Source organism: Buttiauxella ferragutiae, from assembly GCF_022637515.1.
GTDB lineage: Bacteria > Pseudomonadota > Gammaproteobacteria > Enterobacterales > Enterobacteriaceae > Buttiauxella > Buttiauxella ferragutiae.
Window position 1 is genome coordinate 1,715,082 of the sequence record NZ_CP093332.1, and the last position, 14,107, is coordinate 1,729,188.

Annotated in this window: 10 protein-coding genes; 1 reads left to right on the plus strand and 9 read right to left on the minus strand. The window is 51.0% G+C overall.

From position 1 onward, the window contains the following. Positions 1-43 precede the first annotated feature (43 nt). Positions 44-943 carry a lipid kinase YegS gene (yegS, locus tag MNO13_RS07790; protein ID WP_241939715.1) on the minus strand — a complete coding sequence of 300 codons (900 nt, stop codon included), beginning with the start codon at positions 941-943 and terminating at the stop codon, positions 44-46. Positions 944-1,829: 886 nt separating this feature from the next. On the opposite strand from yegS, the gene MNO13_RS07795 reads away from it, so the two are divergent. After that, the gene (locus tag MNO13_RS07795) at positions 1,830-3,974 is read left to right on the plus strand and encodes an autotransporter domain-containing protein (protein WP_241939716.1); all 2,145 of its coding nucleotides are present in this window, start codon (positions 1,830-1,832) and stop codon (positions 3,972-3,974) included. 327 nt (positions 3,975-4,301) lie between these two features. Here the strand turns inward: MNO13_RS07795 and trhP are convergent, their stop codons facing one another. The 8 genes from trhP to mdtD all read right to left on the minus strand — a co-directional run bounded on the left by trhP (position 4,302) and on the right by mdtD (position 14,100). After that, on the minus strand, positions 4,302-5,663 hold the full coding sequence (gene trhP / locus MNO13_RS07800; RefSeq protein ID WP_064545158.1) for a prephenate-dependent tRNA uridine(34) hydroxylase TrhP: 1,362 nt from the start codon (positions 5,661-5,663) through the stop codon (positions 4,302-4,304). A 108-nt stretch (positions 5,664-5,771) separates the two neighbouring features. Next, positions 5,772-7,880 (minus strand): DUF4034 domain-containing protein, encoded by a 2,109-nt coding sequence (locus MNO13_RS07805; protein ID WP_121815285.1) that lies wholly within the window; start codon positions 7,878-7,880, stop codon positions 5,772-5,774. Between the two features lie 11 nt (positions 7,881-7,891). After that, a complete protein-coding gene (locus tag MNO13_RS07810; RefSeq protein WP_241940051.1) occupies positions 7,892-8,578 on the minus strand; it encodes a DUF1266 domain-containing protein in 687 nt (228 codons plus the stop codon). Positions 8,579-8,610: 32 nt separating this feature from the next. Next, the gene (locus tag MNO13_RS07815) at positions 8,611-9,813 is read right to left on the minus strand and encodes a PcfJ domain-containing protein (protein ID WP_241939717.1); all 1,203 of its coding nucleotides are present in this window, start codon (positions 9,811-9,813) and stop codon (positions 8,611-8,613) included. 27 nt (positions 9,814-9,840) lie between these two features. Beyond that, positions 9,841-10,548 (minus strand): tetratricopeptide repeat protein, encoded by a 708-nt coding sequence (locus MNO13_RS07820; RefSeq protein ID WP_133521895.1) that lies wholly within the window; start codon positions 10,546-10,548, stop codon positions 9,841-9,843. Between the two features lie 26 nt (positions 10,549-10,574). Beyond that, on the minus strand, positions 10,575-11,297 hold the full coding sequence (gene baeR / locus MNO13_RS07825) for an envelope stress response regulator BaeR (RefSeq protein ID WP_064545165.1): 723 nt from the start codon (positions 11,295-11,297) through the stop codon (positions 10,575-10,577). Beyond that, a complete protein-coding gene (gene baeS / locus MNO13_RS07830; protein ID WP_064545167.1) occupies positions 11,294-12,688 on the minus strand; it encodes an envelope stress sensor histidine kinase BaeS in 1,395 nt (464 codons plus the stop codon). The genes baeR and baeS overlap by 4 nt, the downstream gene beginning before the upstream one ends. Further along, on the minus strand, positions 12,685-14,100 hold the full coding sequence (mdtD, locus tag MNO13_RS07835) for an MFS transporter (RefSeq protein ID WP_241939718.1): 1,416 nt from the start codon (positions 14,098-14,100) through the stop codon (positions 12,685-12,687). Before mdtD ends, baeS begins: the two co-directional genes overlap by 4 nt. Between the last annotated feature and the right edge of the window lie 7 nt (positions 14,101-14,107).

Sequence of the window (14,107 nt, forward strand, 5' to 3'; positions counted from 1 at the left end):
GTGCCTGTGGGAGAGGATTAGGGTGAGGGCACTCATCCGGGAGTTAACCCAGCAGCGGGCAGTTTGGTGGCAGGCGGCAACTCAACGCATTGGGATGGATATCAATGCGGAATTTCTGGCTGGTCAACGGCTCGCCATCAAGGTTAAAGGTAATGTCGTGCGGGGCGGTTATCTCAAACCAGGATGAACGCCCATCAATAATATTGGGGTTGTCGTCTGATTGCGTGAGAGTTTTAAAAATTGCTGGCAGCAACTCTTCGCCAGTGAAAATCCGCAACTCTAACAAACCATCATTAATCAATGCCTGCGGGCAAAGTTCCTGCCCACCGCCCGCCTGGCGGCCATTGCCGATACCGATCACCAGCGCATCACCTTGCCATTCAAAATCTTCCCCACGAATTTCGCAGCGGTCAGGTTTGAGCGTGTCCAGGCGAATCAAACCATGAACAAAATAGGCGATACCGCCCAGGGCAGCTTTTAGTTTTTCTGGTGTTTCAGTGGTGATACGCGTGCCAAAACCGCCGGTCGCCATGTTGATAAAGAAGTAAGACTCGTTAACCTGCACCAGGTCGATATCGACACCTTTACCGACAATCGCCAACTGCAAAGCTTTGTCGAGTTCCTGAGGAATGCCGACGCTGGTGGCAAAATCATTGGCGGTGCCTAGCGGGAGAATGCCTAGCACCGGACGATGTTCCGGAGCAAGTTGTGCCAGCGCCGTCGCCACTTCGTTGATAGTGCCATCGCCACCGCCCGCAACCACGGTATCCGCGCCTATGCGCGATGCTTCTTCCACATAACGAATCGCATCCCCTTTTTCCCAGGTGACGCGAATATGTAACGTATATCCTTCTTCGCGCATGACCTTCACGGCGCTACGCAAGATGTCGTTTTCCGCACCTTTGCCGTTCAGGATAATAAGCGTGACTGGAAACTGCTCCATGGTACACCTCTGGAAATGTGGTTGAGTTCAGAGTGTATCTTATCTGTGGCAATGACGAGTAAGAACAGGCTGAGTCTGTGGAGTTAAGCAAAAAAGAAGTTCCTTGGCAGAGATTTTATTTTTAATAGGATGTTGTACTTTTCACGAGTTAATTTATTTGAATTACGTCAACAATATTTCCCGTAATTAAACCTGAACAATATCACTATTAATTAATGGGCAGATAAAGTCGTGCCTGCATAACGGTGGTTCATCTGCGTTGATTGCGTGTAAAACCCTGGTGTATCGAGCTAACATCAACACTAAAAGCAGGGTTATCAGACCAGTTGATGAAGTTGGTGTTATGTTTATTTTTGGATGTAAATGCGACTAAATTGCATTTGAGTTGGTTTTTTTATCTTTTAAATGGTTTTAAATTGCTATAATTCACTAAGACTTTTTCTTAGATCGGTAACCACGCAGGCAAACGCTTCGGCAGGGAAAAACGAGCGTGAATGAGGCTGAAAATGAGCCTAAAAAATGTGATCTATGTCATGTTTTTCAGTAACATAATGTCAGTGTTTGAATTGTTTTAATATTTCCAGTAATCAACTTTTAATGATTTTTAAGAGTCGCGCGCTCTTATTTTTCGACGAAAATTATCACAATTATCTTGTCAATTTCACTTATGTTGCATTATATTTCGCCCCCAATATAGATACGTGTCATGACAAGTGACCTCGCTACTGGTACTTCTTCTTAAGAAGTATCCTGTACTTCATGGATATTATAATTACTGGAAGTAATAAATTTAATTATGAAATTAAATAAGCCTAACAATTTTAAATTGTCATTGCTGGCATCTTTAATCGTTTCTAATATCTCGATTTCTTATGCTGCTTCAACAATGGATTATGAACTCGAGGTTTTAAAAAATGTCGGGCAAGGTACGGCAATATCTTCTGATGGTAGTGTGATCGGTGGTACCTATGAAATATCTGATCAGGTTTACCGTTCATTTATCAAAAAAAATGGCCAGGATATTGATATCTCAGTATTGAATAACGATGGTCGTGATGTTTATATCACCGGGATTTCCGATAACGGTGAAGTTGCGACGGGTTACTTTAATGATGCTCAAGCCACTGAGTCAGAAGCCTATGTATATAACCTGGTCACGGGTAACGTCACCATTGTAGGTAAAGATAAAAGCCTTAAGGAAGTTTCTGCTCTTGCGGTATCTGGTGATGGTAAAACCATTGTTGGTTTGGCAGACCAACACGCCTACCGTTTTTCAGAAGTTGAAGGGCTTTCATTTTTAACTAACAGCAATTCCGGTCCTTCTAGTGCCAACGGCATCAACTACGATGGCAGTGTTATTGTCGGCCGAGCGTTAATCAACAATGAAGCTCAGGCATTTAAATATACTGATGCTAAAGGTGCTGTTTCATTAGGTTCTTTGCGTAAAAATAATGATGGTTCATCCGCTGCCAATGCCGTTTCTTCAAATGGCCTGGTGACGGTGGGTTATTCAGATGATGACAATGATGAAATGCATGCATTTCGTCATACTGATGCCGAAGGCATGAAAGAACTAGGCACCCTGAAAAAAGACAATACCGGTTTTTCATCTGCATCTGCGGTTTCACATGATGGCGAATTTATTGTCGGTTCTTCATGGAATGAAGATGATAATCAGCGCGGATTTGTCTATGTCTCAAGCGCGAACAAAATGTTCGAGCTAAGCCCTCTGGATAAAAGCCTGAATGGTGGCGAGTCCAGCGCCGAGGCGATTTCTGATGATGGCAAAGTGGTTGCCGGATATGTAGAAACGAATAACGGCGAAACGAGCGCAGTACTGTGGAAATTACACTACTCCACAGGTATGACGCCACTTGAGCCGTCTAAACCCGTTGAACCACAGAAGCCTGTTGAACCGATTGACCCACCAAAACCGGTAGACCCAGTTGATCCACCGAAACCAGTTGATCCGGTTGACCCGCAGAAGCCAGTTGACCCAATTGTTCCGCCGGACACGGATGATCGCACTCAACCATCAAAACCAGTTGACCCGATTGTACCGATTGATCCGCGTGAGCCGACAGTGCCCTTGGTATCAGACCCAATTGATATCAATAAAACACGCCAGTCAATCAACAAAATGGCAGAAAACGGCTATAAGATTCTCGATCTCTATCAGACAGCGTTATATAACCTGGCTGAAAGCCGTTGCCAGATGGGTGATAGTGACCACTGTGTAGGTTTATTTACCCAGTATGATGACGTTCACCAAAATAACCGTATTGCGACAGGTCTGTTTGGTTCATTCCGTTTCCCGGCAGAAAACTGGACGATGGGTGGGTCACTGAATTTAGCCAATCATACTAATCTGGTCGAGGGCTATAAAACCAGCGGGAATAACCAACCAGGCGTGGGGACGTGGTTACGTTACCAGGAAAATAAAGATAACGTCGGCTTCAGTTCGGAAATTTCAGCGGCCTTCTTACAACAAGGGCTGGAAATTAGCCGTGCCGCTCAATATGGGACAGAAGCGGGCAAAGGGAATTCTAAAATTAAAGGTTATTACGCCAGCTTAACCGCCAGCTACGGTATTGTTCTCAACGAACAAACACGCGTAACCCCACTGGCTGCGCTGAAATATCATAAGGTTTCTCGTGCCGGTTACACTGAACAAGATAATATTGATTTCCCTGCCACTTATGGGCGCATGGGCAATGAAAACTTCGATCTTCAGTTAGGTGTTGATATGAATCATCAGCTCACTGAGTCTGTCGAATTAGATGCGGGTGTCGGTGCTGATATTAAGCTTCATCATAAACGTGATGCGTTCACCGGCTTGATTCAGTATGTCAACGATGCTGATTCTATTTACGACCGTGGCGATAGCCAAAGCGTTAAGCCTTATGCACAAGTCGGCGTAAATTATTACATCACCCCTAATTCAACCCTGCGCGGGAATGTCGGCTACCAGACGACTGATTATCAGAACGACGGTATGCAGGTTGGGTTGAGTTATTCTTACCACTGGTAATGTTAATACACCTCATTCTTTAAGCGGGTACAAAAAAGAAGGCCTGCGCAAGGGAGATTGCACAGGCCAATGAGGTGGTTCCTGGTACATACCCATCATACTTCAAATTGTAGATGCGTTGGCTTTCCTCGTTCACCCCAGTCACTTACTTGAATAAGTGACTGGGGATTCACTGCGTTGCCGCCTTTCTACAATTCGAATTATTTAGGGTATAGCTTGAATTTATGGGTTATGTTTTTCAGCTCAGCGATAATAACCGCATCTAACGAAGCGGTATGTGATCGGTTTCTAAGAAATCCTCTTGCGCTAAAAAATCCCCTAAATTAACTATTTAGCGTGAGGATCGCGTGAGGTCTGACCTGCCAAATTGCGCATCAGCAGCGCATAATCCAGCGAGACATCTTCCGGCACAGGCATCCATACGGTGTGACCATCGCCCGGAGCCACGTCAATCGGCTGCGCTTTAGTATTTTCCAGCACTTCCAGCGTAAAAGTGACGTTACCTTGCGGCGTCATTAATTCCAGGCTGTCGCCGAGCAGGAATTTATTCTTCACTTTTACCGCCGCCAGCTCGCCACGACGCTCACCGGTAAATTCGCCGACAAACTGTTGGGTTTCAGAAACCGAATGGCCGTAATCATAATTCTGATACGAGTCGTGATTGTGACGGCGCAAGAAACCTTCGGTGTAGCCGCGATGTGCCAAACCTTCAAGTGTGGTCAGCAGCGTTGGGTCGAATGGCTTACCGGCAGCGGCATCGTCAATCGCGCGGCGATAAACCTGAGCGGTACGCGCGCAGTAGTAATAGGATTTGGTGCGGCCTTCGATTTTCAGTGAGTGCACACCCATTTTGGTCAGGCGTTCAACGTGTTCAATGGCGCGCAGATCTTTCGAGTTCATGATGTAAGTGCCGTGTTCGTCTTCGAACGCGGTCATGTATTCGCCTGGGCGTTTGGCTTCTTCCATCATAAACACTTTGTCAGTCGGTGCGCCTGCGCCCAAAGTTGGCTCGATATTTTGTACCGGAATCGGCTCATGAAGATGCACGATATTACCGACATCATCTTCTTTGCCTTCTTCAACTTTGTATTCCCAACGGCAGGCGTTGGTGCAGGTTCCCTGGTTCGGGTCGCGCTTGTTGATGTAACCAGAAAGCAGGCAGCGGCCTGAATAAGCCATGCACAATGCGCCGTGAACGAAAATTTCCAGTTCCATATCCGGCACTTGTTCACGCACTTCGGCGATCTCTTCGAGTGACAGTTCACGGGAAAGGATCACGCGGGTCAGCCCCATTTGTTTCCAGAACTTCACGGTTGCCCAGTTTACGGCGTTGGCTTGCACCGAAAGGTGAACATCCATTTCCGGGAATGCTTCACGCACCATCATGATTAAACCAGGATCGGACATGATCAGCGCATCCGGCCCCATATCGATAACCGGTTTCAGGTCACGGATAAAGGTTTTCAGCTTGGCGTTGTGCGGGGCAATGTTGACAACCACGTAGAATTTTTTACCCAGCTCATGGGCTTCGTTGATGCCCAGTTGCAGGTTTTCGTGATTGAATTCGTTATTGCGCACCCGCAGGCTGTAACGCGGTTGGCCCGCATACACAGCATCGGCGCCATAGGCGAAAGCGTAACGCATATTTTTTAGCGTTCCGGCAGGCGAAAGAAGTTCTGGTTTAAACATGATTTTCTCGTTCTGATTTCAGGTCAGAACCACCGCACAGGATGCGATGGTTTTAAGGCACAATTTTAGGGCGGGCATTGTATCGCCAGTGAGCGCCTGAGTAAACGGCTACACCATCGGGTTGACCTCGCCTGGCAGTTCGGAGGCCGGGATACGCGCGGTGTGCCAGGCGTAACGTAAACGTTTCCAGAACGTGTCAAAATGCACCACAGCCAGGCAATCTCTTACCACATCACTATCCGGATAGAGTGCTTCGGCAAAATGGGCCCATCTCGCACTTTGTTTGATATTAAACAACGTCTTATCCTGCTTGTTGCCATACAAACGCGACAGCGTCACCATCGCCTGCAACGTGCCTTTGTTAGCTTCTTCCTGCACCAGCGCCAAATGCGCATGTGCCAGCGTCAAATCGGTGACTTCAAAAATATTGAGCATGAATAGTGCCCAGGCCTGTTCGTGACCCAACTGGTGCGCCTGCCAGAGGTTATCCAGCAGATTTTTTTCGTAGCCGGGCCACTTAGCACAGTCGCTTTCTTCCTCGCACAATCGTTGATTACAGATAGCGAGGCTGAAATGAATATCCCGTAAATCCGCTTCATATTCGCTATAACCGCCATTGGCGATCAGGCTCCGCGTGCTGTCGCGAAGCGCGATTTGCTCGAGCAAAATTTGTGCGGCGCGCTGATAACAGTCCAGTGCAGTCGCGGTTTGATAAGGGACAAGAGTGCCATCGATACGATTGTTATATTCATCACCCAGCCATTGGAGTGCGCCGGGGATATTACGCTGCGCACCAGCTTCTGCCAGCGCTACGCAATACTCCGGGCGGTTGAGCCAGCCGAAGGAGCGGATGGTCCATTTCCAGGTCGCGCTGTATTTTATGGCTGAAACTTTCGCAAGCCAGGCGTTACCCTGTTGTTCATTTTTCTCAAAGCCAAACAGCCCTGCGTGCTGGAAATAACCGCGATAAATCAACGCCGCCCAGCCTTCTGCCTGTTGTGAGTTTTGGCAAATAAAATTATAAATCCAGTGGCTGTCCGGGAAATCGCGGAGCGCAAATTTGAGTGCCTGATAGGTGAAATAGTTACTTAGGCTCTTTTTCTCCATGACTACTCGCTGGATACAGCGCCAAAGTGCTTCTTCATTCTTTGAGTCGTCATAGCAGTCCAGCAGCCATTCCAGCGCATTGTGGCGGTCTTCCTGGTTGCGGGCATGGCAGGCAATGGCTTCCGCTTTGGCGATGGTTTTCTCAAGGGTTGCTGGGGAGTCAATATCTTTGATGCGCAGGTCGCGGCATTCGTCCCACCAGATCAGCAGTTCCAGGTGCTCACGCTCGCTATCAGACAGATGCGCACAGGATGGCGATGCGAGGAACTCCTCAATTTCTTGATGGGAACCGCGCCAGCGTGGCATGCGAAACGGAAGATACTCGTCCAGAGCGTGGTATGCCGTCGGGAAAATGGCCAGACATACTGTTATCCAGTATTTTTGGGGGGATTCGTTGTCGGGTGCTGGCAGCACCTGTGGGCGTGGCAGGGAGGGGCAGACGGCTTTGTCCAGTGATAAACCGGAATACGCCATCAGCGCGTCCATTTCTTGCGGTGAACGCAGATGAAATTTAGCCAGTTTCGGTACGCCAGCGGCGCCAGCAGTCTCTGCACCTTCCAGAAAATCAGCCAGCCAGTCGGGTTCGCCAAATACCTGCGCGTTGGTGCTGGCGAGTGAGGCCGCCATCCACTGGCGCGGTTCGCAGTCAATAGCGTTGATTGCAGCAATCACCATCTGTTCATTGCAGGCGCTGGCGCAAACCCACATTGCGTCCGTCGTATCGCGCGCCCAGCCGTAGCTGCGGTATAGCCAGGCACGATGGTTCCAGTATTGCGCTTCGGCAAGCCAGGCGTGAGTGGAACGCGGGCGGGCATTTTGCCAGGCTTTGATCAGCGCCAACCCTTCTGGGCCAGCTTCAACCAGTGGCTCCATATCATTGAGGGGGTTACACATCTGTGTCCAGGCGTGGAAGTAGCGTCTTTCCGCCTCGCGGCTGGTGAAGCTTTCCGCCAGCGCATGGTTAAACAGGGCGTCCAGTTCGTCGTAGCGTTTCGCTTGCAGCTGGCTGGCAATGTCGGCGATAAACCACTCTCGTTGCCCGCTATTTTCCTCCATTTTGCTGTTACACATTGTCGCGGTGGCGTTAATAACGGCATCGTTCAGTTCCATGTGTTCATCCCTCAATTCAGTTCGAAAATTTTAAATTCATTCCACGGCAATGCCCGCCAGTGACTGAACGGATCCTCCAGATATTGCATGACGATCTGGAGATCGCGCCCGGCAACCGTCGCTGGGGTACGGTGGAGTTCCAGCCAGATCTGGCGAGCGCGCACGTAGGCGGTGGCGTAATCTTCCCAACTGCTGAAACAGTCCTGGGCGCGCTGGGCGTTGAGCAGTAAAACCAGCCACGCTTGTTCGTCACTGCACCAGCCTAACCCGGCGATGCAGCGTGTTAAAAAGGCGGTGCGCGCGCAGTCGAAAGCCAGTGCGTCGCGTACCTGCCCACGGGCGGCTAACTGGTCATAAAAACCGTAGGGTGTTTGACCCACACCGCCAGGCCAATGATTTAAAATATCAGCCACTTGTCCGCGTAGTGCGCCGCCATCAAGATCTTCTTTCAGCCCGAGTTCTTTTTTTACCTGTTGCGCCAGTTGCTGGCGTTTAGCGTTATCAATCTTGAACGTTAGCGAGATGTCTTTAGTTTTAAGCCCGTTACGCAACATGAGAATATCAGCCAGCGCCAGTGCCCATTGGCGTCGACGGGTATCGCGGCGTCTTTTCTCAAGATGTTCTTTTCCTGGTTCTTGCGCTGTTCTGGTTTTAGCTCGCTTTGCTTTTTTTCTGGCTCTCCAGAAAATAATCAGCATGGCGATTAGCAATGAAAGGAGGAGATGCAACGTTACTTCCTCTCGTCAGCGGTGAGATAGCGGGTGGTTTGCAGCGTGAGGCCTTCAATTTTAAACGGTTCGCTGCTGGTGTTTTTCCCGGCAAATGTCGGGTGCCATTTTTTTTGCGGATACAGCATTTCAGCCGCGGTTGCCACCGTCGGGTCAATGGCTTGCAGATGGTGCAGTTCGCCTGGCGCGCTGTGAAGCAGCAACCACTGGAACGCGATGGGCGGCGTGGCGAAGTGTTGCAGCAAATGGAAATTGTTGTGCAGCACGCTCAGCAGAAATCCCTCGTCCTGGATATCGGTAATGAATTTCCAGCCTTGATGTTCCGCTGTCTTTTCATAAACGATACCCATGCCTTCGCAGTCGGCATGGCGTACCGGTAGCGGGGCAACATGGCGCAGTAAATGCAGAACGTCGGTGGCGTATTTTTTTACCGGATGGCGGTTTTGCTTACCTTTGATCTGCTCGATCTCAGGCCCATCCGGGGTGACCCGCAGGCTGATGGTGACGTGGGGAATATTGTTATCGTCGCGCAGGCTGAACAGGCGCATCGCTCCCTGTTCAAGGCGGCTGGCATAGTGATCGCCGTAACCGCCAGTGAGGGCGTTAGCATCCTGGAAGTGCCCCACACAGTGCTGCATATGCCAGGATTCATAGGCCATTTCACTGCGTAGCGCCGGATGCGTGGCGTCAAACTCATACAGCGTCCCGCTGGCCACGCTGATGACTTTTTTCAGCACCTCCTGGGTGGTGGGGCACCAGCCTTGCTGACGGCGGCGCTGCATTTTTTTATGCTCAGCCTCGCGCATCTCCAGTACGGTAAAACAATTGATACGCTGTAGTTTTCCAGCCAGACGGGTGTCGTTTTGGCGGGAGAGAAATTCCACCACATTACGCTCAGTGGCGTGGATGTCCGGATGCTGTGGGTCGAGATAATAGAACGTGCCGCCATCGGCCAGTTTCGGCGGTAACCATGCAGGCATGTCAGTGCCGGTTCCGAACCAGGTGGCGTAATCAATTGCGTTGCGTACCGGGTTTACGTGAGGGAAACTGCCAATCACCCAGCGATAAAAATGGTTGGCCAACCAGCGGCGAATGTCTTCACTATCGCTGCGCTGTTCACTGCGCATGACGATTGTCGCCATGACATCGGTCGAGTTGATGACATTGCGCGGTTGATAGGTTTTTTGAGCGTTATTGTCACACATGGCTTTCCCTTGCCTGGTTTGTCAGCGTCAGTCTACTCGCAGATAGTGCCCATCGGCTCGGACGTTCATGCCAAAACCGCATTCAGCGGGTTCACCTGTGGTGGCGTCGATGGCTTCGGGCGAAACGGTGAGCGAGATGTCACATTGAATATAGTCGCCTTCCCGCAGAGCGATAACCCCTTTGTTGTTTTTGAGTGTCACCTTCTCTGAGAACTCGCCCATATTGGGGCCGTAATAAAGCGCCATCATGCCGAGATAGTAACCCTGAAAATCAACAGAATAGGCGGATTCTTTTTCGAGGTCTTTTAAGGTGAATGTCTCCCAGGATGCCAGCCCAGCGTAATTCCAGTATTCACCCGCAGCGGAAGTCGGCTTCGGCAAGGCCGCCAGCTTTTCTTTGATAAGCCCCAGGTTGTAAACAGACTTGGCATCGTCAGGTTTGAGCATCAGCCAGGCGCGAGCTTTACGCCATTCTTTCTGGCGCATCCAGGTGAGTGCCACATTGTTGTACGCGGTGGCGATAGCCTGGTCATCGAGTCGGCAACCTTCGCTCCAGGTCACCTGATTTTCGAAGGCTTCGCGTGCTTTAGGGTAATCTTTGGCTTTGTAGAATTGTTCGCCCTGGCTTGCGTAAGAAGGGATTTTGGCGCAGTCGGCGGCCATTTGTTGTTCGGTGATTTCTGCATGGGCCATGCCCGATACCAGCAGCAATAACGCACAATTGCGTATCTTCATTGTCACTCACATCCGTATAAATGAGGTTAATCAATCCGGCTGGCATCGGCTTCCCAGCGGTAACCCACGCCATACACGGCACGGATAAACGACTGTTCTTCATCCAGCGCTTCGAGCTTACGGCGCAGGTTTTTAATATGGCTGTCGATGGTGCGGTCGGTGACGACGCGGTAATCGTCATAAAGCTGGTTTAACAGTTGTTCGCGTGAAAAGACTTTACCCGGTTCATGTGACAGGGTTTTTAACAGACGAAATTCAGCCGGAGTTAAATCCAGCAGTTTGTCGTGCCAGCTGGCCTGGAAGCGGCTTTCATCGATAATCAACGGGCTAATTTCATCGGCAGCGATGGGGTCGCGCTGGCGTTTGCAGCGGCGCAAAATGGTTTTGACTCGTGCCACGACTTCACGCGGGCTGTAAGGTTTGCAGATGTAATCATCGGCACCAATTTCCAGCCCTAACAGACGGTCGATTTCCTCGATTTTGGCGGTCACCATCACGATGGGAATTTCGCAGAAGCGGCGGATTTCACGGCACAGTGTCAGGCCGTCGGTGCCGGGGAGCATTAAGTCGAGCAGGATTAAATCCGGTGGTGTCTGGCGCACAAAAGCCAGCACTTTATCGCCGTGGGTAATTAATTCTGGTGCATATCCCGCAGCACGTAAGTAATCAATTAACAGTTGGCCGAGCTTAGGCTCGTCTTCAACAATTAAGATGCGCGGTGTGTTTTCGTCAATCGGTAACTCGGTCATACAGGTCTCAACGATTCTGGCTCCAGCGGTAACTCTACTGTAATGCTAACCCCGCCGAAAGGCGAATGGGTCGCGGAAAGCTTGCCATTATGGGCGTCGACAATGTTCTGGCAGATAGACAACCCAAGCCCTGAGCCGCCACTGGCGCGGTTGCGTGAACCTTCGGTTCGGTAAAAGCGCTCAAACAACATGGTCAACTGTTCGTCATTGACGCCCGGCGCGCTGTCGGCGAAGTGCATCACGAAACGCTGATTCACCACTTCACCGGAAATAACCAATTGCCCACCGGCATCAGTATAACGCAGGCTGTTTTCCAGCAAATTATTGAATAATTGCATTAAACGGTCACTATCACCAAAAATGGTCACGCTGTCCGGCAGTGCCAGGCTAATGGTTAAACCGCGCGAATTAAAACGCTCACGGAACGCGCCAGCAACAATTTCCAGTAGGTTGATAATATCCAGCGACTGCTTCTGATAGGCCAATGCCCCTTCGTCGGACATCGACAACTGGTGCAAGTCATCAACCAGTTTGGTTAGCGTCGCGACTTCCATTTGTAGCGAGACAACGGATTCAGGAGTGAATTTGCGCACGCCATCCTGAATCGCTTCCAGCTCGCCACGCAAAATGGCTAGCGGGGTGCGTAATTCATGGGAAATATCCGCCATGTAAGCGCGGCGCATGTTGTGGTTTTTCTCAAGCGTACTGGCAAGTTGGTTAAAGTCTTGCGCCAGTTTGCCCAGTTCATCCTGGCTGGTGGGATCGACGCGAGTGGTGAAATCCCCAGCGGCCAGTTTATGAGTGCCTTCAACCAGCCGTTTCACCGGAGCCAGTAACCCGCGAGCGAGGAAGAAGGTGGCCGCCGCCGCAAGCAGGGAGGAGAAAGCGACGATAATCCAACTGGTGCGACGTTGCTGCCTGTCGAAATTAATATCGGTGTTGCGTGTGAGCCGTTCAACGGGCGAAGCCACTACCCAACCTGCGTCACGGCCATTCACGTTAATCGCCCGGCGCATACCATCGCCGGGAACCGGGCCGCGCGGGCCAACCAGTACTTTGTAATCTTCATCGACAACCCAAAACTGGGTGCGCCAGCCGTGGGGTGGCAGGTTATGATTTTCATCATCGCTATGCTCAAAAGAGCGCAATAGCTTGAACATAAAACGGTCGTTGTTGCGCAGGAACTGCCAGTTACCGTGCTGCGCATATTGTTCGCCCAGCGCTTCGCTGAGCATCTCCAGACGCTGTTCATTGCCGCGTTTGATGTAGTCAATAAACCCATGTTCGAAGCTGAGCCGCACGCCCCAGTGCATGGTGGCGAGTACCACCAGGCAGGTGGAGAAAATCGCCAAAAACAGTTTGCCGGTAATGCCAGGCCGCCACAGCTTCATGAGCTACTCCTTTTACGCCGCGCAATCACGACATTTTTGGTGGTGTCCTTCGGGACGCGAGCAAAAATTAGCGCTGGCAGAGCGATAACCACTGCCATGCTGAGATACGTATACATAAAGACCCTGTGAACCACGGTGCTATCTGCCGTCAGTTGATGATGGCCATACATGCCCAGTAACAATCCGGCGATGGTGACGCCAATACTCATCGAAAGCTGCATCACCATCGACAACAAACTGTTGCCGGAGCTTGCCAGATCGTCAGGTAGATCTTTTAGCGTCAGGGTGTTCATTGACGAGAAGCGGGTGGAGTTCACCATTCCGAGCAAGAACAGCACCACCGGCAGCGCGTAATACCAGCCCATCAGCGCGGTTGCCATAAACAATAAGATGACCAGCGCCAGAGCAAGCGTGGAGGTGACTAACACGTTGCGGTAGCCAAAGCGATTTACCACCTGCACCACAATGCGTTTCATGCCCATGCTGCCCAGCACCATCGGGACCATCATTAACCCAGCGTGGAACGGCGAAAACCCGAGGCCGATTTGCAGAAACACTGGCGTCATAAACGGGATCATGCCGCTGCCGATGCGTCCGCAGAAGCTGCCCAGTAAACCGAGTGAAAAGGTCTGCGTCTTAAATAGATTGAGGTTGAACAAAGCGTTGTCATTGGCTTTGGCGTGCCACAAATAGAGCGCCATTGCCGCCGATCCGCCGCCGACCAACATCCACAGCGTTGATGGCGTGATGCCCAAACCTTTGGCGCCATCCAGCGCAATGGTCAGCGCCGCCATACCGAAGGCCAGCAGCACAAAACCCATCATGTCGAATTTGCGCGTCTGCATGGTGTAGTTTGGCATTAGCCACAGCGTGGCGATGGCACCGATAATGCCCACCGGAAGATTAATTAAGAAGATCCAGTGCCAGGAGGCGTATTCCACCAGCACGCCGCCGAGCGCCGGGCCAAGCAACGGGCCAATTTGCCCAGGCAAGGTGACGAAGGTCATCGCCGCCATATACTGCTCGCGCGGGACGATTTTCATCACCGTCAAACGCCCAACCGGCACCATCATTGCGCCACCGATCCCTTGCACCACGCGCGCCATCACCAGCTCGTCAAGGGTTGCAGCATGGGCACATAACAGCGAACCGATAGTGAACAAGACGATGGCGGTGAAAAAGATATTGCGTACGCCAACACGGTCAGCCAGCCAGCCGCTGGCGGGTAACATTACCGCCACCGTTAAGACATACGACACAATCACCGAGTGCATATGCAGCGGGCTTTCACCGAGGCTCGCCGCCATGGAGGGCAGAGCGGTATTGACGATGGTGGTGTCCAGCGACTGCATGAAGAAGCCGAAGGCGACAATCCACAGTTGCCAGCGCACGGCAGCAGGCAGTTCAGTCATTTAACTA